The 17,787-nt window shown below is 73.3% G+C and carries 14 protein-coding genes; 11 read left to right on the top strand and 3 right to left on the bottom strand.

Annotation, left to right across the window (positions count from 1 at the left end; genetic code table 11):
- Window positions 1–79: 79 nt before the first annotated feature.
- From mshB to AC6JBM_RS38925, 3 genes are all read left to right on the top strand, one after another.
- Window positions 80–997: an N-acetyl-1-D-myo-inositol-2-amino-2-deoxy-alpha-D-glucopyranoside deacetylase gene (gene mshB / locus AC6JBM_RS38935; protein ID WP_497986620.1), complete on the top strand. Its 918-nt coding sequence runs from the start codon at window positions 80–82 to the stop codon at window positions 995–997.
- Between the two features lie 278 nt (window positions 998–1,275).
- Entirely contained in the window at window positions 1,276–1,767 is a 492-nt protein-coding gene (locus AC6JBM_RS38930; RefSeq protein ID WP_497978867.1) for a hypothetical protein, read from the top strand.
- A gap of 846 nt (window positions 1,768–2,613) precedes the next feature.
- Window positions 2,614–3,078, top strand: coding sequence for a hypothetical protein (locus AC6JBM_RS38925; protein ID WP_497978866.1), 465 nt, complete (start codon window positions 2,614–2,616; stop codon window positions 3,076–3,078).
- A gap of 304 nt (window positions 3,079–3,382) precedes the next feature.
- On the opposite strand, the gene AC6JBM_RS38920 is transcribed toward AC6JBM_RS38925, so the two are convergent.
- The gene (locus tag AC6JBM_RS38920) at window positions 3,383–4,486 is read right to left on the bottom strand and encodes a GNAT family N-acetyltransferase (RefSeq protein WP_497978865.1); all 1,104 of its coding nucleotides are present in this window, start codon (window positions 4,484–4,486) and stop codon (window positions 3,383–3,385) included.
- 267 nt (window positions 4,487–4,753) lie between these two features.
- On the opposite strand from AC6JBM_RS38920, the gene fdxA reads away from it, so the two are divergent.
- Window positions 4,754–5,080, top strand: a complete 327-nt coding sequence (gene fdxA, locus AC6JBM_RS38915) for a ferredoxin (RefSeq protein WP_350611744.1) — start codon at window positions 4,754–4,756, stop codon at window positions 5,078–5,080.
- Complete coding sequence (gene dapC, locus AC6JBM_RS38910; RefSeq protein ID WP_497986619.1) at window positions 5,077–6,183, top strand: succinyldiaminopimelate transaminase; 1,107 nt, start codon at window positions 5,077–5,079, stop codon at window positions 6,181–6,183. Before fdxA ends, dapC begins: the two co-directional genes overlap by 4 nt.
- Window positions 6,184–6,527: 344 nt before the next feature.
- Here the strand turns inward: dapC and dapD are convergent, their stop codons facing one another.
- Window positions 6,528–7,568, bottom strand: a complete 1,041-nt coding sequence (gene dapD, locus AC6JBM_RS38905; RefSeq protein WP_497978864.1) for a 2,3,4,5-tetrahydropyridine-2,6-dicarboxylate N-succinyltransferase — start codon at window positions 7,566–7,568, stop codon at window positions 6,528–6,530.
- A 53-nt stretch (window positions 7,569–7,621) separates the two neighbouring features.
- On the opposite strand from dapD, the gene dapE reads away from it, so the two are divergent.
- Complete coding sequence (dapE, locus tag AC6JBM_RS38900) at window positions 7,622–8,683, top strand: succinyl-diaminopimelate desuccinylase (RefSeq protein WP_497978863.1); 1,062 nt, start codon at window positions 7,622–7,624, stop codon at window positions 8,681–8,683.
- A gap of 289 nt (window positions 8,684–8,972) precedes the next feature.
- Here dapE and AC6JBM_RS38895 read toward each other — a convergent pair whose 3' ends face one another.
- Window positions 8,973–9,764 carry a DUF3152 domain-containing protein gene (locus AC6JBM_RS38895; protein ID WP_497978862.1) on the bottom strand — a complete coding sequence of 264 codons (792 nt, stop codon included), beginning with the start codon at window positions 9,762–9,764 and terminating at the stop codon, window positions 8,973–8,975.
- A 38-nt stretch (window positions 9,765–9,802) separates the two neighbouring features.
- Between AC6JBM_RS38895 and AC6JBM_RS38890 the strand changes: the two genes are divergently transcribed.
- From AC6JBM_RS38890 to AC6JBM_RS38870, 5 genes are all read left to right on the top strand, one after another.
- Window positions 9,803–10,579 (top strand): LOG family protein, encoded by a 777-nt coding sequence (locus AC6JBM_RS38890; RefSeq protein ID WP_350611740.1) that lies wholly within the window; start codon window positions 9,803–9,805, stop codon window positions 10,577–10,579.
- A complete protein-coding gene (locus AC6JBM_RS38885) occupies window positions 10,579–11,139 on the top strand; it encodes an LOG family protein (protein WP_497978861.1) in 561 nt (186 codons plus the stop codon). The genes AC6JBM_RS38890 and AC6JBM_RS38885 overlap by 1 nt, the downstream gene beginning before the upstream one ends.
- Window positions 11,140–11,212: 73 nt before the next feature.
- Window positions 11,213–14,314, top strand: a complete 3,102-nt coding sequence (locus tag AC6JBM_RS38880) for an ATP-dependent helicase (RefSeq protein ID WP_497986618.1) — start codon at window positions 11,213–11,215, stop codon at window positions 14,312–14,314.
- On the top strand, window positions 14,251–17,517 hold the full coding sequence (locus tag AC6JBM_RS38875; protein ID WP_497978860.1) for an ATP-dependent helicase: 3,267 nt from the start codon (window positions 14,251–14,253) through the stop codon (window positions 17,515–17,517). The genes AC6JBM_RS38880 and AC6JBM_RS38875 overlap by 64 nt, the downstream gene beginning before the upstream one ends.
- Window positions 17,518–17,625: 108 nt before the next feature.
- Entirely contained in the window at window positions 17,626–17,787 is a 162-nt protein-coding gene (locus AC6JBM_RS38870) for a hypothetical protein (RefSeq protein WP_350611738.1), read from the top strand.

Below are 17,787 nucleotides of genomic sequence, written 5' to 3'. Positions count from 1 at the left end.
GTCGGTGGCAGGCCGTACAGTTGCCCCCGTGAGTGCTCGGAGCATCCTGTTCGTCCATGCACACCCCGACGACGAGTCGATGGGGACCGGCGCGACCATGGCCCGCTACGCGGCCGACGGCGCCCACGTCACCCTCGTCACCTGCACGCTCGGTGAGGAAGGCGAGATCCACGTGCCCGCGCTGGCCGGGATCGCCGCCGCCGAGGGCGACCAGCTCGGTGGCTATCGCATCGCCGAGCTGGACGCCGCCTGTCGCCACCTGGGCGTGACCGACCACCGCTTTCTCGGCGGGGCCGGGCGGTACCGCGACTCCGGGATGATGGACACCCCGGCCAACAAACACCCACGCGCCTTCTGGGGCGCCGACCTCGACGTGGCCGCGGGTGAGCTGCTCGAGGTGATTCGCGAGACCCGCCCGCAGGTTGCGGTCACCTACGACCCCAACGGGTTCTACGGCCACCCGGACCACATCCAGGCCCACCGGGTGCTGACCAGGGCCGTGGAGCTGGCCGAGGCGGAGGGAATCGGACCCGCCAAGGTGTACTGGACGGCGGTGCCCCGCTCCGTGCTGCAAGCGGGCATGGAGCAGTTCCGCGACTCGTCCGACAACCCGTTCGCCGAGATCGAGCATCCGGAGGACCTGCCCTTCGGCACCGCGGACTCGGACATCGCGGCGCGGGTGGACGCCCATGAGTTCGCGGAGGAGAAGACGGCCGCGCTCAAGGCACACGCCACGCAGATCCCGCCGACGTCGTGGCTGTTCTCGATCGCGGGAAACTTTGGCGCCGAGTTCATGGGCGTGGAGTATTACCAGCTGGCGCGGGGTAGCAAGGGACCCGGCGTCGGGCCGTACGGGTGGGAGGAAGACCTCTTCGCCGGGCTCGAGGTAGATGTGCCGACGCCTCGGGTCTCGTTGCTGGAGCCGCCCGCCTCGTCGGCCGCCGTACTGGGGACCTCGGCACTGGGGTCGTCCGGACTGGAGCCTGGAGCATCGTGACGACCAAGCGCAAGGGGCCGCCTCGGCCGGGGCCTTCGGCTTCGGGGCCTGCTCTCGTTCGCGAATCCACGGCTACGCCCACTGACGTTCCCGTGGCCTCGTCCGGGTCCGCTGGTGCGCCTGGGGCTTCGTCCGGGTCCGGGGCCGCTGGTGCGCCTGGGTCGGCGTCCGTCTCGGGGGCTGCGGCTGGGTCGGTCGTGTCCGGGCCTGCGGCCGCGCCTGGATTCGCGCCGGTCGAGCCGTCGTCTGCGGATTCCGCTCCCGATGCCGGCTTTGCGGTGCCGTCCGACGTCATGTGGCCGGCCGCCGCGGAGCCTTCGCGGTCGTGGCTCAACCCGTCGCCGGAAACCCGGAAATCCTTCGACATCGCCATCACGATCGCGGGGCTGATCGTGACCACGTTGCTCGGGGCGGCTCTGGCGATCATCGAGGCGCTCTACTCGCCGCTGCGCATCGGCGGATGGCGCCTGCCCGTGTCGCTGCTCATGGCGCTGGTGACCAATCCGCTGCTGGGCTGGTTCGCCTACACCACGACCCGGCGGCGGATGGCGGCGCTGCTACCGGCGGCCGCCTGGTGCGTGGTGTGGATCCTGGCGGCGGGCCGCACCTCAGAAGGCGACATGATCATCACCGAGGACAACTGGGTGGGGCTGCTGACGCTGTTCGCGGGTCCGCTGGCGTTCGCGATCGGCATCTACGTCTCGACCATGCGCCCGCGGCCGCGCGTGACTCCGCCGGACACGACTCCGCCCTCGCCGGCGGGCACCTGAGCGGTCGGTCGTTCTCTTCGACCACCCGCGACCCGGCTTGCTTGACGCTCGCCGGCCTCGTCCGCTTCGGCGGCGCTCACCGGCAGTGTTGACGCGTTGCCGCCGCGTTGACGTCGGGTGCGTTCGTCGGCTTTGTTGACGTTCGCGGTGTTCGCTGGTCGCGTTGACGCGTCAGGGCCGCGTTGGCGTTCGGGGCGCTCGTCGGCTTTGTTGACGTTTGTCGGCTTCGACGTCCGCGTTGGGGCCGGTGTCTGGCTAGTTGGGCCGGTGTCTGGCTACCGATTCGGCGTTCGGTCCGGCATTGCGGGGTCCTTGGCCGGCCCGGGCCGCGCCATCGCCGCAGTCGCGGGCTTCGCGTTGGCCGTCGCTTGGTCCTCGCTCCGTGATCGTGACCGCCGCCGTGGCTTCGTGGCCGTGGCCGTCGCTCCGTGATCGTGGCCGCCGCCGTGGTCTTCGCGGTCGCCGCCGTGGTCTTCGCGGTCGCCGTCGCGCATCGCTGGGGCTAGAGCCGTGGCCCGTGGTGAGCATGGCGGGGGAGGCGTGGGTCGTGGGTCTGGACCGACGAGGTCCGCGAAGGTCGTGTTTGGATTTCGGGTGGCGGGGGAGCGTCGCGTTGTGCGGCATCGGAAACGCGGCGCGGTGGTGATTCCGCGCGTCGGTTTGTAGTGCGGAAATGCTCGGCCGAATGGGGGCTCACCGGTGGCTCGAAAGCGGCTCCCGGGAGAGGTTCAGCGAACTCTGAGGCGGCGGGTCTTGCGCGCACGCAGTGTAGACGGGTAAACACGTTCCCGCGCCGGGATCGCGTGGGTTCGGCGTATCGGGGAACTGAAGTGACGGAGGCTGGCTATGAAGGAGCGGTGGTTGCCCGTCGGGCTCGTCGCGGGGGGTCTCTTCGTGGTCAATCTCGTCGCGCGGCTCGTGGTTCGGATCGCGGCCGGGGACGATGACGCCAAGCAGATCACCATCGGGCTTTGGGCGCTGTTCGCGGTCGGTGCGGTGATGATTCCCGTCGCCTTCTGGTACGGCCGCCGGGTGCCCATGATTCGCGTCATCGGCGAGCTCGGGCTGGCCGTTGTGGTCGCGTGCCTGCTGGCCGTGCTCATCGGGCCGTTCGTGTCCGGGGTGGGGCCGTTCAGCAACGGCGTCGGGCTCGTGTTTCGCCAGTTCTTCTACTTCGTCGGCCTGTCCGCGATCGGTGCGGTGATCGGGCTGCTGGTGCTCATGACGACCGGGCTGGACTACAGGTCGCAGTCCTGGAAGCGGTACATCGAGCACGCCGGTACCAAGCCCCGCAAGGCCGTTCGCCGCTAGTCCCGCCTCGGCCCGGCTCGGTCGGCGGCTGTGCGGCGTTCGAACGTGCAGTCGGCGCCCGGCTGGTGAGCGAACGCGCAATGGTGCGGCGTTGGTTGCGCGGATGCGCGGCCGACCTGGAGCCGGTGCGCGAACGTGCAGTCGGCGCCCGGCTGGTGAGCGAACGCGCAATGGTGCGGCGTTGGTTGCGCGAACGTGCGGTCGGCGCCTGGCTGGTGAGCGAACGCGCAACGGTGCGGCGTTGGTTGCGCGGATGCGCGGCCGGCCTGGAGCCGGTGCGCGAATGTGCAGTCGGCGCCCAGGGTCAGTCGGTGAGCAGGCGGCGCGACGAGTAGATGTGGTGCACGGTGAAGCCCAGGCGGGAGTACAGCGCCACGGCCGCCGTGTTGCGCTGCTCCACCTGCAGGTAGGCGTCGCGGGCGCCCAGGGTCACGGCCCACTCGGCCAGGGCCGCGATCAGGCGCTGGGCCAGGCCGCGGCGGCGCATGCGTTCGTCGACGCCGATCAGGGACAGGCCGAGCCAGCGTGACTCGTCGTCGGCCACGCAACCGCGGGCGGTGGCCAGGAGGGTGCCTTGCTCGTCGTACCACTGCGCGAATCGCACGTTCGGCACCGCCGTGAGCACGTGCCGGGCCGAGTCGGGCAAAGGGCCCTTGCGGCCGGCGACCGCGGTCAGCCACTCCGCCGACGGTTCGGTGGCGAGCTCGATTCGTCCGCCCGGCGACCCGGCGGTCTCGGGTGCGTCCTCGGCGAAGCTCGGGCCATCGGACGCGGCGGATGGGGCCGTGGCTGAGGGTGAAAAGGCGGGGGATGTGCCGGCCGCGTCCTGGCCGGTGGACGAGGCCGGATTCGGTTGCCCTGGCTGCGCGGCGGCGGAAGGTGGGGAGGTGTCGGCCGCTTGCGTCGGCGCCGTGGCGGCGGAAGGTGGGGAGGTGTCGGCCGCTCGCGTCGGCGGTGCGGCGGTGGAAGGTTGGGTGGCCGGCGGCGCCGCGGCAGGTGAGGTGGTGGGGGAAGTGTCGGCCGCGTGTCCTGAGAGGGCCGTGAGCAGAGCCGGCAGGGGGACCGTCATCACCTGGGTCGTCGGCATCGCGGTCCAGCCGCGGCGCTCCAGCTCGTCGTCCAGGCGCTGGAAGAGCGGGACCGGGATCGAGAGGGCGGGGATGAGGGAGCGCTGGCGGTACCATTGCTGGACGAAATCGATCGCGTCCGGCGTCGGCAGGTCGGGGGAGCCGATCGCGAGGGCGGAGTTGGCGCGCTGGGTCCAGCCGTCGGTCGCGCGCAGGAGCCAGTCGCCCAGGGTGGCCTGGTCGCGGGCCGGCCAGCCCCGCGCCGCGGCGGCCTCCAGCGACTCGGTCGGCGTGAAACGGCGGCGCGGCGGGACCGGCTTGGCCCGTGCGATCTCATGCAATGGAACGCGGACCGCTCCGGTGCGGGCACGGACTGTGAGATGCGTCTCGGTCGCTTCGAGCAGCTGGCCCAGAATGTCCGAAAACACGGGTCGTGCGTCGCGCATCCCGACGATTCGGCGCACGACGACGCGCTGTCCCACATGTTGTGGCCCGAGCACGATCGACCTCCCGTGAACCTGGATACTAGGCTCGTACCGCCGCGGTAGGGATGCGGCGGGGCTTGCCAGCCCCAGGTTGGCAGCCTCAGGTGCGAAAGAGGGCGACCCGTGACATACATCATCGCCGAACCTTGCGTGGACCTGCTCGACAAGGCCTGCATCGAGGAGTGCCCTGTCGACTGTATCTACGAGGGCAACCGCATGCTCTACATCCACCCGGATGAGTGCGTGGACTGTGGCGCCTGCGAGCCGGTGTGCCCGGTCGAGGCGATCTTCTACGAGGACGACGTCCCGGAGAAGTGGAAGGACTTCGTCGGCGCCAACTACTCGTTCTTCGACGAGCTGGGCTCGCCCGGCGGCGCGTCGAAGGTCGGCAAGGTCGAGAAGGACGCGGCGTTCGTCGCCTCCCTCCCGCCGCAGGAGCGCGAACACTGACCGGCACAGCCTTCGGGGCCCGGCGCGCGCTTGCGGCCGGGCTGCCCGACTTTCCGTGGGATCGCCTCGAGCCGGCCAAGGCCACCGCGTCCCGCCACCCCGACGGCCTCGTGGACCTCTCGATCGGCACGCCGGTCGACCCGGTGCCCGAGCTGATCCGGGCGGCGCTGGCCGAGGCTTCGAACGCGCCCGGGTACCCGCTCACCGCCGGCACCCCGCGCCTGCGCGAGGCGATCCGGGAGTGGGTGACGCGATGGTGCGGCACCGGCTCGGGCGAGTTCGGCGTGCTGCCCACGATCGGCTCCAAGGAGCTCGTGGGCTGGCTGCCGACGCTGCTCGGGCTCGGCCCCGGCGATACCGTGGTCATTCCGCAGGTGTGCTACCCGACGTACGAGGTGGGCGTTCTGCTCGCCGGCGCCCGCGTGGTCCGCGCCGACTCGCTGACCGCGCTCGGGCCGGAGCGCGTGAGCATGGTGTGGGTGAACTCGCCGTCCAACCCGACCGGCAAGGTGCTGCCCGAGGCGCACCTGCGCAAGGTCGTCGCCTGGGCGCGCGAGCGCGGGGCGATCGTGGTGAGCGACGAGTGCTACCTGCCGCTGCCGTGGGAGTCGGAGCCGGTGTCGATCCTGTCGGTCTGCGACGGGAACTTCGACGGGGTGCTGGCCGTGCACTCGCTCTCGAAGCGCTCGAACCTGGCCGGATATCGCGCCGGGTTCGTGGCCGGTGACGCCGCCCTCGTCGACGAGGTGCTGGCCGCGCGCAAGCACGCCGGCATGATCGTGCCCGCCCCGGTGCAGGCCGCCATGATCGCGGCGCTCGGCGATGAGGTGCACGTGGAGGAGCAGCGCGCGCGGTACCGTCGCCGCCGTTCGATCCTCCGCGAGGCCTTCGAGCGCGCGGGGTTCACGGTCGAGGATTCGCAGGCCGGACTGTACCTCTGGCTGACCCGCGGCGAGGACTCCTGGGCGACCGTGGATTGGCTGGCCGAGCGCGGGATCCTGGCGGCGCCGGGCGCGTTCTACGGTCCCGCGGGCGAGCGGCACGTGCGGGTCGCGTTCACGGCCACGGACGAGCGCGTGGATTCGGCCGCGTCGCGACTCTGAGCGGCAGTGTTGCGCGCTGGTGCGCGACTCCGTCGAGCGCGTGGATTCGGCCGCGTCGCGACTCTGACCGGCACCGTTGCGCACCCGAGCGCGACTCCGTGCACGTTTCGGCCGGCCGTTTACGACAAAAGCGACTTAAGCGGCGGCGGGGGATAAATCCGATATGTCGTGGCGCGCCAGCGCCCGACATATCGGGCTCGCCCACGGAGGCCTCGGCGCTCGGTCGGGACCCGCGTATCTCGGCGGCTCGGCCCTGGTGCGGGTCCGTTGAGAGACATTTAGCAACCGGCTGAGCAGCCGCCGGGCAGGCCCCGAAATCGGTCGAGGCCCGCCCGGACCAGCGCTCAGTTCGCGTGCAGTGCGGCGTTCAGCTCGATGCCGCGCCCCTGGCGTTCGCGGACCTCCAGGCGGCCGCTCACCGAGTTGCGGATGAACAGCAGGTTCGGCAGGCCCGAAAGCTCCCGCGCCTTCACCACGCGGCCGTCCGGCAGGGTCAGCTTCGAACCCGCCGTGATGTAGCAGCCCGCCTCGACCACGCAGTCGTCGCCGAGGGAGATGCCGATGCCCGCGTTCGCGCCGAGCAGGCAGCGCTCGCCGAGGGAGATGATCTCCTTGCCGCCGCCGGAGAGGGTGCCCATGATCGAGGCGCCGCCGCCCACGTCGGTGCCGTCGCCGACCACGACGCCGGCCGAGATGCGGCCCTCGACCATGGAGTTGCCGAGCGTGCCGGCGTTGAAGTTCACGAAGCCCTCGTGCATGACGGTCGTGCCGGGGGCGAGGTGCGCGCCCAGGCGCACGCGGTCGGCGTCCGCGATGCGCACGCCCGACGGGGTCACGTAGTCGACCATGCGCGGGAACTTGTCGACGCTGAAGACGTTGAGGCGGCGGCCCGCGCGGCGCTCCGTCGCGCGCAGCTCGTCCACCTGCTCGGGCAGGCACGGGCCGGCCGAGGTCCAGGCCACGTTGGCGAGCAGGCCGAACTGGCCGTCGAGGTTCGCCTGGTGCGGGCGGACGATGCGGTGCGAGAGCAGGTGCAGGCGCAGGTACACGTCGGCCGTGCTCGCGGGCGCGTCGCCGAGCGACTGGATCTCCACGCGCACGATCTCGGACCGCAGGCCGAGGGGGCCTTCCGTCTCCACGAACGAGCCGAACTCGGGGCCGGTCGCGGCCACCGAGGCGGCGACCGCGGCGGCCGCGCTGCCGGGGTCCGCGACGGAGGCGGCGGTCGCGGCTATGGCCGTGGCGGGATCGAGTCCGGTGGTGCTCGGAAACGCCCCGAGGCCCAGGTTGCCGGCCGGGAACCAGGCATCCAGCACCTGTCCCGAGGACGTCACAGTGGCCAGGCCCAGGCCCCACGCGGGGGAGTCGATGTACGCGGTCGTCACGGGACGGAACGCTACCGCACGCGCCGGACCGCCCGCCCGTCTAAGGTCGAGTCATGCTCACCCGTGACGTGCTTGCCGATCCCGTGGCCCTGACCAGGGCGCTCGTCGACATCGAGTCGGTCTCCGGCAACGAGGCCGAGATCGCCGACCGCGTGGAGGAGGCGCTGAGCGGCACCGCGCTCAAGGTCGAGCGCTTCGGGCACACGATCGTCGCGCGGACCGAGCTGAACCGGGACCAGCGGGTCGTGCTCGCCGGGCACCTCGACACGGTGCCGCTGCACGACAACTTCCCGTCGCGCACCGAGGGCAACCTCATGTGGGGCTGCGGTACGTCCGACATGAAGTCCGGCACCGCGATCGCCCTGCACCTCGCGGTCACCGAGGCCGAGCCGCGCCACGACGTGACCTACGTGTTCTACGAGTGCGAGGAGGTCGACTCGGCGCGCAACGGGCTGAAGATCCTCGCCGACCGCCGCCCCGACCTGCTCACCGACGCCTCCTTCGCGGTGCTCCTCGAGCCGACCCACGGGCTGGTCGAGGGCGGCTGCCAGGGGACGCAGCGCGTGATGGTGCGCACGAGCGGCAAGCGCGCGCACTCGGCCCGGTCCTGGCTCGGGGAGAACGCCATCCACAAGGCGGCCCCGATTCTGGAGCGTCTGCAGCGGTACCGCGACCGCAAGGTCACCATCGACGGCTGCGAGTTCCACGAGGGCTTGAACGCGGTGCGTATCTCGGGCGGCGTGGCCGGCAACGTCATCCCCGACGAGTGCGTGGTGGAGGTCAACTTCCGCTTCGCGCCCGACCGCGACGAGGCGGCCGCCGAGGCGCACGTGCGCGAGGTGTTCGACGGCTTCGACCTCGAGTTCGTGGACTCGGCCCCGGGCGCGCTGCCCGGCCTCGACGCGCCCGCGGCGCAGGAGCTGCTCGGCGCGATCGGCCGCCCGCCGCGGGCCAAGCTCGGCTGGACCGACGTGGCCCGCTTCGCGGTGCTGGGCATCCCCGGCCTGAACTTCGGCCCCGGCGACCCGAACCTGGCGCACAAGCAGGACGAGCACGTCGAGATCGACAAGATCGCCGAGGGCGCCGAGGTCATGCGCCGCTGGCTACGGGGCTGAGGCCGGCGGTTCGGCGAGAGAGCCGAGAGCCGAGGGTGCCGAGGTGACGCGCCGCCGGTCTACGGGGCCGAGGCCGGCGGCTCCTCGGCGGCCGGCTCGAGCGTGCGCAGCATGCGGCGCACCGCGAGCACCTCGCGAATCCGTCGGTTCATCTGCCGCTTCTGGCGGTCAGCCTCGACTCGTGTCATGCCGGTCACACCCCCACGCCTGCCACCGGTATATCGGGTAGGACGCGACGGTAGGAGCAAACGTTGCTCTCTGCACCCGTTTTCCTACCGAGCATGTCCGATCATCGCGGCGCGGGTGGCCCTGTGACGAAGGTCCTACCGTCCGGATAGGGCCACGCGTTGGCGACGCAGCCCTCGAGCCCGAACGACTGGCGGGCCATGACCGGGGCGGGGGCGCCCGGGCGCGGGCAGATCGCGTGCCCGTTGCCCAGGAAGTGCCCGACCTCGTGGTTGACGACCATGTGCCGGTACTCCGCGACGCTCGGGTACCACGCGACCCCCAGCAGCCACCGCTTCAGGTTGATGATCACGTCGCGGCCGCCGCGGCAGGAGACCTCGCCCCGGGTGCGCACGCCGCGCCGCGCGCACATGGAGTCGGTGGTCGACGGCGTGGCCAGGTGCACGGTGAGCTCGGAGGCGCTGCCCGCCGCGACGCGCTGGAACGAGTACTTCCCGCCCGCGATCCAGCTGCGCGCGTCGCCGAGCGTGTGCTGCACCGCGGCCGCGAACTCCTCGGGATCGACCCCGGAGCCCTGCTCGGTCGCGACCACGTAGTGCACCAGGTGCCCGGCGCCGCCGACGCGCTCGCCGCCGGAGGCCGCGAAGTCGAACTTCCCGTTGCCCTGCCCCGGCACCGCGGGCGGGGCGGAGATCGACGGCGACGCCGAGAACGACGGGGACGCCGAGACCGGCGGGGGCGCTGAGAACGACGGGCTCGAAGACGAGGCAGGCGACGGGGAGGGGGCCACGAACGCGCCGGAAGGTGACGAAGGGCGCAGCGAGTACCAGATGAGCAGTGACCCGGCCAGAAGGCTGCAGACGGCCGTGAACACCGCCCAGCCCCGTCTCCCCATGGCCGTATTGGACCATGCGAGGACGTACGGTGACAGGCATGAGCGAGCCCAAGCGCAGCCGGCCGCGGGAGCGGCATCGCGGCATGGTGACCCTGCGACGCGACGCGATCCCGTTGAGCACCGCCGACCAGCGACTGCTGGACTCCCACCTGCGCCACGAGTGGAAGACCAAGGACGCCTGGCGGGCGCTGCGCATCCTCAGCGAGTTCGTCGAGGGCTTCGACACCCTGGCCGACCTGCCGCCCGCGGTGAGCGTGTTCGGCTCGGCCCGCAGCAAGCCCGACAGCCCCGAGTGGCGCATGGGCGAGGAGCTCGGCGGGGCCCTCGCGCGCGCCGGCTACGCGGTGATCACCGGCGGCGGCCCCGGCGTCATGGAGGCCGCGAACAAGGGCGTCGCCGAGGCCGGCGGGCTGTCCATCGGCCTGGGCATCGAGCTGCCGTTCGAGCAGGGCCTCAACGACTGGGTCGACGTCGGCATCGACTTCCGGTACTTCTTCGCCCGCAAGACGATGTTCGTGAAGTACGCCCAGGCGTTCGTCGTGCTGCCGGGCGGCTTCGGCACGCTGGACGAGCTCTTCGAGGCCGTGACCCTGGTCCAGACGCGCAAGGTCACGCGCTTCCCGGTGGTGCTCATGGGCACCGCCTACTGGCAGGGCCTTCTCGACTGGATCCGCGGCACGATGCTCCCGGACGGCAAGATCGGCCCCGAGGACCTCCAGCTGCTGTACCTCACCGACGACGTGGACGCCGCGGTGCAGCACATCCGCGAGGCGGCCGAGCAGCTGGAAGAGGACAAGCTGGGCGGCGGTAGCTGATGGCGCGCATCGGCGTGTTCTGCGCCTCGTCGCAGCGGCTCGAGCAGCGCTGGCTCGACCTCGCCCACGACCTTGGCGTCGAGATCGGCCGCCGCGGCCACGAGCTCGTCTCCGGCGGCGGCTGCGTCGGCATGATGGGCGCGGTCGCGGACGGGGCGCGCGCGGGCGGGGCGCGGACGTACGGCGTGATCCCGCAGACGCTCGTCGACCTGGAGGTGGCCGACACCAAGTCGGACGAGCTGGTGGTCACCGACGGCATGGCCTCCCGCAAGACGCTGCTCATCGAGCGGTCCGACGCCTTCATCACGCTGCCCGGCGGCCTGGGCACGCTGGACGAGCTCTTCGAGGTCTGGACCACCGCGACGCTGGACCTGCACCGCAAGCCGATCCTGCTGCTGGACCACGACGGCTTCTACGGCGGCCTGATGGACTGGCTGCGCACCCTCGCCGCCCAGGAGTTCGTGCGCTCCACGGCCCTGGCGATGATCCTCACCGCCGGCGACGTGCGCACCTCGATGGACCTGATCGAGGCGTCTCTGCTGGGCACGTCCCGGGAGTGACACCGGCCGTGGTTCCATTGGTCGCGTGACCGCGACCGCTTCCCCCGCGGGCCGGAGCCGTGCCTACAAGCTCGTGCGCCGGCCCGCGGTCAGGCCCGTCCCGGTCTTCTCGGACCCGTGGCAGCGGCTCGTCGTAGAGCACACGCGCGGGCCGCTGCTCGTCATCGGCGGGCCCGGCAGCGGCAAGACCACCGCGCTCGTCGAGGCCGTCGCCCAGCGGGTCGCCGACGGCACGGACCCCGAGCAGATCCTCGTGCTCACGTTCGGCCGGCGCGGGGCGGTGCGGCTGCGCGACCGGATCGAGGCGCGGCTCGGCCGCTCCAGCGGGCTGCGCACGACGGCCGAGCCGATGGTCCGGACGTTTCACGGGTACGCCTTCGGCCTCCTGCGCCGCGCCGCCGTCGACCGCGGCGAGGCCTCCCCGCGGCTGCTGACCGGCCCCGAGCAGGACCTGGTGATCCGGGAGCTGCTCGCCGAGTCGGGGGCGCCGTGGCCGGAGGCGCTGCGCGGCGCGCTCAACACCCGCGCGTTCGCCACCGAGCTGCGCGACCTGCTGCTGCGCGCCGTCGAGCGCGGCGTGACCCCGGACGGGCTGGCGGAGCTGGCCCGCATCCACCGCCGCGCGGACTGGAGCGCCGCGGCCGCGTTCTTCCGCGAATACCTCCAGGTGCTCGCCCTGCGCGACGCGACCGGCCGGGGCTCGGTCGCCTACGACTACGCCGAGCTGGTGCGGGCCGCGGCCGGGCTGCTGGCCGACGACGAGCACCTGCTGGACCAGGAGCGCCGGCGGCTGCGGTACGTCTACGTCGACGAGCTCCCCGACACCGACCCCGCCCAGGTCGAGCTGCTGGAGCTCGTCGCGGGCGACGGGCGGCACCTCGTGGCCTTCGCCGACCCCGACTCCTCGACGTTCGCCTTCCGCGGCGCCGACCCGGCGATCGTGGCCGGCTTCGAGCTGCACTTCCCCGGCGCGGTCCAGGTGACGCTGCCCCATTCGCGGCGGCTCGGGGCCGGGCTGCTCGCCCCGATCGGGCGGGTCGCGGCCCGGCTGCGCGGCCCCTCGCGGCACCGGCGGATGCTCCCGCAGCGGCCCGGCGGCACCGTGGAGACGCGCACGTTCGCGTCCGAGACGTCCGAGGCCGCGTTCATCGCGCACCGGCTGCGCGAGGCACATCTACTGCGCGACGTGCCCTGGTCGCGGATGGCGGTCGTGGTCCGCTCCACCGCGCGCCAGCTCGCCCCGCTGCAGCGCGCCCTGCACACCGCCGGGGTACCGACGACGACCGAGTCCGAGGACCTGCCGCTGCACCTGCAGCCCGCGATCGCCCCGCTGCTGCTGCTCCTGCGGTGCGCGCTGGACGACGCCCGGCTCGACGAGGACGCCGCCGTCGCGCTGCTGCACTCGCCGCTGGGCGGGGCCGATCCGCTGGCCGAGCGGCGGCTGCGGCAGGGGCTGCGCGCGCTTGCGCTGGCCGCGGGGGACCGGCGCCCGTCGAGCCTGCTGCTGCTCGCGGCGCTGCGCGACCCGGCCGAGCTCGCGATGGTCGAGCGGCGCTGGGCCGGCCCCGCGCGCACCGTGGCCGGGCTGCTGCAGCAGGCCCGCGACGCCGCGGCCCGCCCGGGCGCGACGGCCGAGGAGGTGCTGTGGGCGGTGTGGCAGGCCAGCGGGCTCGCCGAGCGCTGGTCGGCGCTGAGCGCCCGCGGCGGGCACCGGGGCGCGGCCGCCGACCGGGACCTCGACGCGGTCGTGACGCTCTTCGACGCCGCCGCGCGCTTCACGGACCGGCTGCCGGGGGCCGGTACCGATGTCTTCCTGGACCATGTCGAGGGTCAGGACCTGCCGGCCGACAACCTCGCCCCGATGGCCGACCGCGGCGACGCGGTGCGCATCCTGACCGCGCACGCCGCCAAGGGCCTGGAGTGGGACGTCGTCGCGGTCGCCGGGGTGCAGGAGGGCGTCTGGCCCGACCTGCGGCTGCGCGGCAGCGTGCTGGGCTCGGAGCTGCTGGTCGAGGTGCTGGCCGGGCGGAGCATGGAGACCATCGGGCGGCTCTCGGCGCTGCTGGACGAGGAGCGGCGGCTGTTCTACGTCGCCGTGTCGCGCGCCCGGGAGCGGGTGATCGTCACCGCGGTCGCGTCCGGCGACGGCGAGGAGCAGCCGAGCCGGTTCCTCACCGAGCTCTCCGTCGACGAGGAACAGCCCGCGTTCGAGGCGCCCCGCGCGCTCACGCTGCCGACGCTGGTCGCCGAGCTGCGGGTGGCGCTGGTCGACCCCGACGCGCCCGAGCAGCGGCGGGCGAGCGCGGCGGCACTGCTCGCGCGCCTCGCGCGGCAGGAGGTACCGGGAGCGGATCCCGGCAGCTGGTGGGGCCTGCCGGCGCTGTCGGACGAGCGGCCGCTGGTCGACCCGGGCGAGCCGGTGCAGGTGACCCCGTCGACCGTGGAGAGCGTCGAGCGGTGCAGCCTGCGCTGGCTGCTCGAACGCCACGGCGGGGCGCTGACCCCGTCGCCGGAGCAGTCCATCGGCAACCTCGTGCACGCCGCGGCGATGCTGGCCGCCGATGCCACCGCGGATCGGGCGCAGCTGGTGGCGTACGTCGCCGACCGCTTCGACGCGATCGAGCTCTCGGCCCGATGGCTCGCGGGGCGGGAGCGGGACCGCGCCGAGACCATGCTCGACAAGCTCATCGGCTGGCTGGCCGGCAACCCGCGCCGGCTCGTCGCGATCGAGCAGGACTTCCTGGTCGAGCTGGCCGATCCCGAGGCGCCGGTGGAGATCAAGGGGCGGGTCGACCGGCTGGAGCTCGACGAGCAGGGGCGGCTCGTGGTCGTCGACCTCAAGACCGGCAAGTCGATCCCGGCCAACGCCAACCTTGCCGAGCACCCGCAGCTGGCCGCGTACCAGGCGGCGATCGAACTCGGCGCGTTCGAGGAGTCCACAGTGGCCGGCGGCGCGTCGCTGGTGCAGCTGGGCGGCGAGACGAACGCCGCGCGCGAGCAGGTGCAGCCGCCGCTGGGCGAGGCCGACGACCCGAACTGGGCCCAGGCCCTCGTGCAGCGCACGGCCAAGACGATGGCCGCCTCGACCTTCAGCGCCGTGGTGAACAACAAGTGCCGCGTGTGCCCGGTCAAGACCTCGTGCCCCGTCTCGGGCAAGGGCCGCCAGGTCACATGACGCCGCTGGAGTTGGCAAGGCTCTTGAAGCTGCCGGCGCCGACGCCGCAGCAGGCCGGCGTCATCGCGGCGCCGGTCGGACCGCTGCTCGTGGTGGCCGGCGCCGGATCGGGCAAGACCGAGACGATGGCGGCCCGGGTCGTCTGGCTCGTCGCCAACGGCCACGCCCGCCCGGAGCAGATCCTCGGCCTCACCTTCACCCGCAAGGCGGCCGGCGAGCTGTCGCACCGCATCCGCCAGCGCCTCGGGCAGCTGGTGCGCCGGCTCGGCCGCGACGACCTGATCGCGGGCGAGCCGACCGTGGCCACCTACCACTCGTACGCGGCCCGGGTCGTGCGCGAGCACGGCGTGCGCGCCGGGTTCGAGCCGTCGACCCGGCTGCTGACCGAGGCCGCGTGCTGGCAGCTCGCCGACGCGGTGGTGCGCGCCTACGACGGGGACATGACCGCCGTCTCGGCCGCCCCGTCGACCGTGGTCGACGCGGTGCTGCACCTCGCCGGCGACCTGGCCGAGCACCTGCGCGAGCCCGCGGACGTGGCCGCGTGGACGGGCCGGTTCTTCGCCGAGATCAGCTCGAAGAGCGGCAAGATGGCCAAGCCGGTGCGCGATGTGCTCTCCCGGCAGCAGGCGCGCCTGCAGCTGTTGCCGTTGATCAGGCAGTACGGCGAGAAGAAGGCCCTGCTGGAGGCGATGGACTTCGGCGACCAGCTCTCCCGCGCGGCCACGGTCGCGACCGCGCACCCCGAGGTGGGCCAGGTCGAGCGGGACCGCTTCCGGATCGTGCTGCTCGACGAGTACCAGGACACCTCGCACGCCCAGGTCGTGCTCCTGCGCGCGCTCTTCGGCGGCGGCCACCCCGTCACCGCGGTCGGCGACCCCTGCCAGTCGATCTACGGCTGGCGCGGCGCCTCGGCCGGCACGCTGGACCGTTTCCCGGCCGAGTTCGTGCGGCCCGACGGGAAGCCGGCGCCGCTGCGGCAACTGACCACCAGCTGGCGCAACCGGCCCGAGATCCTCGACGTGGCCAACACGCTGTCGGCGCCGCTGCGGGCGTACGGCGCCCAGGTCGCCGAGCTCGCCCCGGCCGACGTGCTCGCCGAGCCCGCCTCGACCGCGACCGTGCACTGCGCCCTGCTCGACACGTACACCGAGGAGGCGGCCTGGCTCGCCGACCGGGTGCTCGCCTCGTGGCGGCTGGCGGCGAAGGTCGAGCCGGACACGTTCCCCTACGACATCCCGGTCGAGGACCGCCCGTCGACCGCGGTGCTCGTGCGGACCCGGGCCCAGATCCCGGCGCTGGAGAACGCGCTGCGCTCGCGCGGCCTGCCGGTCGAGGTCGTCGGGCTCGGCGGGCTGCTGGACACGCCCGAGGTACGCGACGTCGTGAGCATCATGCGGGTGCTCGCCGACCCCGCCGAGGGCGCGGCGCTCCTGCGCATCCTGACCGGCCCGCGCTGGCGGATCGGCCCTCGGGACCTGGTCGCCCTCTACCGCCGCGCCCGGGCGCTCGCCGCCGCCCGCCGCCACGGGGACAGCGCCGCCGAGCCGGAGCTCGCGGACCGGCTGGACGAGGCCGTACTGGTGGAAGCCCTCGACGACCTGGGCGAGCCCGAGCTCTACTCCGAGGAGGGCCACCGCCGCTTCGTCCGGCTCGGCGGCGAGCTGCGCGCCCTGCGCCGCCGGCTCGACCAGCCGCTGCCCGATCTCGTCGCCGACCTCGAGCGCGTCACCGGCCTCGACGTCGAGGTCGCCGCCCGGCCCGGCGACGCCGGCCTGGCCCGCGGCCACCTCGACGCGTTCGCGAACATCGCCGCGCGCTTCGCGTCCGAGTCGGAGGGGGCCACGCTGAGCGCGTTCCTGGCGTTCCTGGCCGCGGCCGAGAACGAGGAGCGCGGCCTGGCCCCGGGCGAGGTCGAGGTCGTCGCCGGGGCCGTGCAGATCCTCACCGCGCACGCGGCCAAGGGCCTGGAGTGGGACGTCGTGGCCGTCGCCGGACTGTGCACGGACGTCTTCCCGGGGCCGAGCAACGCGGGCGACCACTGGCTGCGCGGCCTCGGCGTGCTGCCCTTCCCGCTGCGCGGCGACCACGCCGGGCTGCCCGCGCTCGACCTGTCCGAGGCCGACGACATCAAGGGCGTGGTCCGGGCGCTGGAGCAGTTCACGCGGGACTGGCGCGATCACGACATCCGCGAGGAGCGGCGGCTGGCGTACGTCGCCGTCACCCGCCCCCGCCGGTTGCTGCTGGCCAGCGGGTACTGGTGGGGCGAGGGCATCAAGCGGCCCCGCGGCGCGTCGGTGTTCCTGGACGAGATCCGCGAGCGCTGCCTGGCCGGGGCCGGTGTCGTCGACGCCTGGGCGCCCAGGCCGGAGGCCGACGCGCAGAACCCGACCGCCGCCGACGTGCCCAGCGCGAGCTGGCCCGCCGACCCGCTCGGCCACCGCCGCCCGCTGCTGGAGGCGGCCGCGGCGCTCGTGCACACCGCCGACCCGGCCGCGGCGCCGGCGGTGCACGACCCGCTGGTGGCGCGCTGGGCGAGCGAGGCCGAGCTGCTGCTGGCCGAGCGCGCCCGGCTCGCGCCCCGGGCCGGCGGCCTCGTCGAGGTCTCGCTGCCCGGGCACCTCTCGGTGTCGCAGCTGGTCTCCCTGCGCCGCGACCCGCAGCGCCTGGCCCGCTCGCTGCGCCGCCCGCTGCCCGCCCGCCCCGACCCCTACGCGCGCCGGGGCACCGCCTTCCACCACTGGCTCGAGCAGCGCTTCCGGGCCGAGCGCCTGCTCGACCTCGACGAGCTGCCGGGCGCGGCCGACGAGGACGCCGCGCCCGACTCCGCCCTGGCCGACCTCCAGGCCCGGTTCCTGGCCAGCGAGTGGGCCGACCTGGTGCCGCTGGACGTCGAGGTGCCGTTCGCGTCGGTACTCGCCGGCGTGGTGGTGCGCGGGCGGATGGATGCCGTGTACCGGTACGCGGACGGCCGCTTCGACGTCGTGGACTGGAAGACCGGCGGGCGCCCGGGCGGGGCCGACGCGACCGCCGCGGCGGTGCAGCTCGCCGCCTACCGCCTCGCGTGGGCCGAGCTGCGGGGCGTGCCGCTGGAGCGGGTCGGGGCCGCCTTCTTCTACGTGCGCAGCGGCGAGACCGTCCGGCCCGCCGACCTGCTCGACGAGGCCGGGCTGCTCGAGCTGATCACCTCGCTGCCCGCCGTGTAGGTCACGACCGAGTCTCAATGAATTGGCAAGGTTCTGACACGCGGCTGTCGGTGGAACCGGCTCCTCCTCGAAGCTGTCCAAGAGGGCATGCGAGGGGGAGTGCGCACCATGCAGGCACCGCACGTTCGCGAAGTCGCCCTGGTGGTAGGCGTGGCCACCGCCGGGGTGCTCACCGCTGCGCTCGTCGTGATCGGTCCGGTCGCGGCGGCCGACTCGCACCGATATCCGCAGGTCACCCAGCTGCACCCGCCACCCCAGCCGCAACCGTGA

This window comes from Dactylosporangium thailandense, assembly GCF_059739745.1.
This window is presented reverse-complemented; position numbering and strand designations above follow the sequence as displayed.

Bases quoted from the DNA above. Each gene is read 5' to 3' on its own strand.
- AC6JBM_RS38870 (WP_350611738.1), top strand. From the start codon at position 17,626: ATGCAGGCACCGCACGTTCGCGAAGTCGCCCTGGTGGTAGGCGTGGCC.
- mshB (WP_497986620.1), top strand. From the start codon at position 80: ATGGGGACCGGCGCGACCATGGCCCGCTACGCGGCCGACGGCGCCCAC.
- AC6JBM_RS38885 (WP_497978861.1), top strand. From the start codon at position 10,579: ATGGCGCGCATCGGCGTGTTCTGCGCCTCGTCGCAGCGGCTCGAGCAG.
- AC6JBM_RS38925 (WP_497978866.1), top strand. From the start codon at position 2,614: ATGAAGGAGCGGTGGTTGCCCGTCGGGCTCGTCGCGGGGGGTCTCTTC.
- dapE (WP_497978863.1), top strand. From the start codon at position 7,622: ATGCTCACCCGTGACGTGCTTGCCGATCCCGTGGCCCTGACCAGGGCG.
- AC6JBM_RS38890 (WP_350611740.1), top strand. From the start codon at position 9,803: ATGAGCGAGCCCAAGCGCAGCCGGCCGCGGGAGCGGCATCGCGGCATG.
- AC6JBM_RS38895 (WP_497978862.1), bottom strand. From the start codon at position 9,764: ATGGGGAGACGGGGCTGGGCGGTGTTCACGGCCGTCTGCAGCCTTCTG.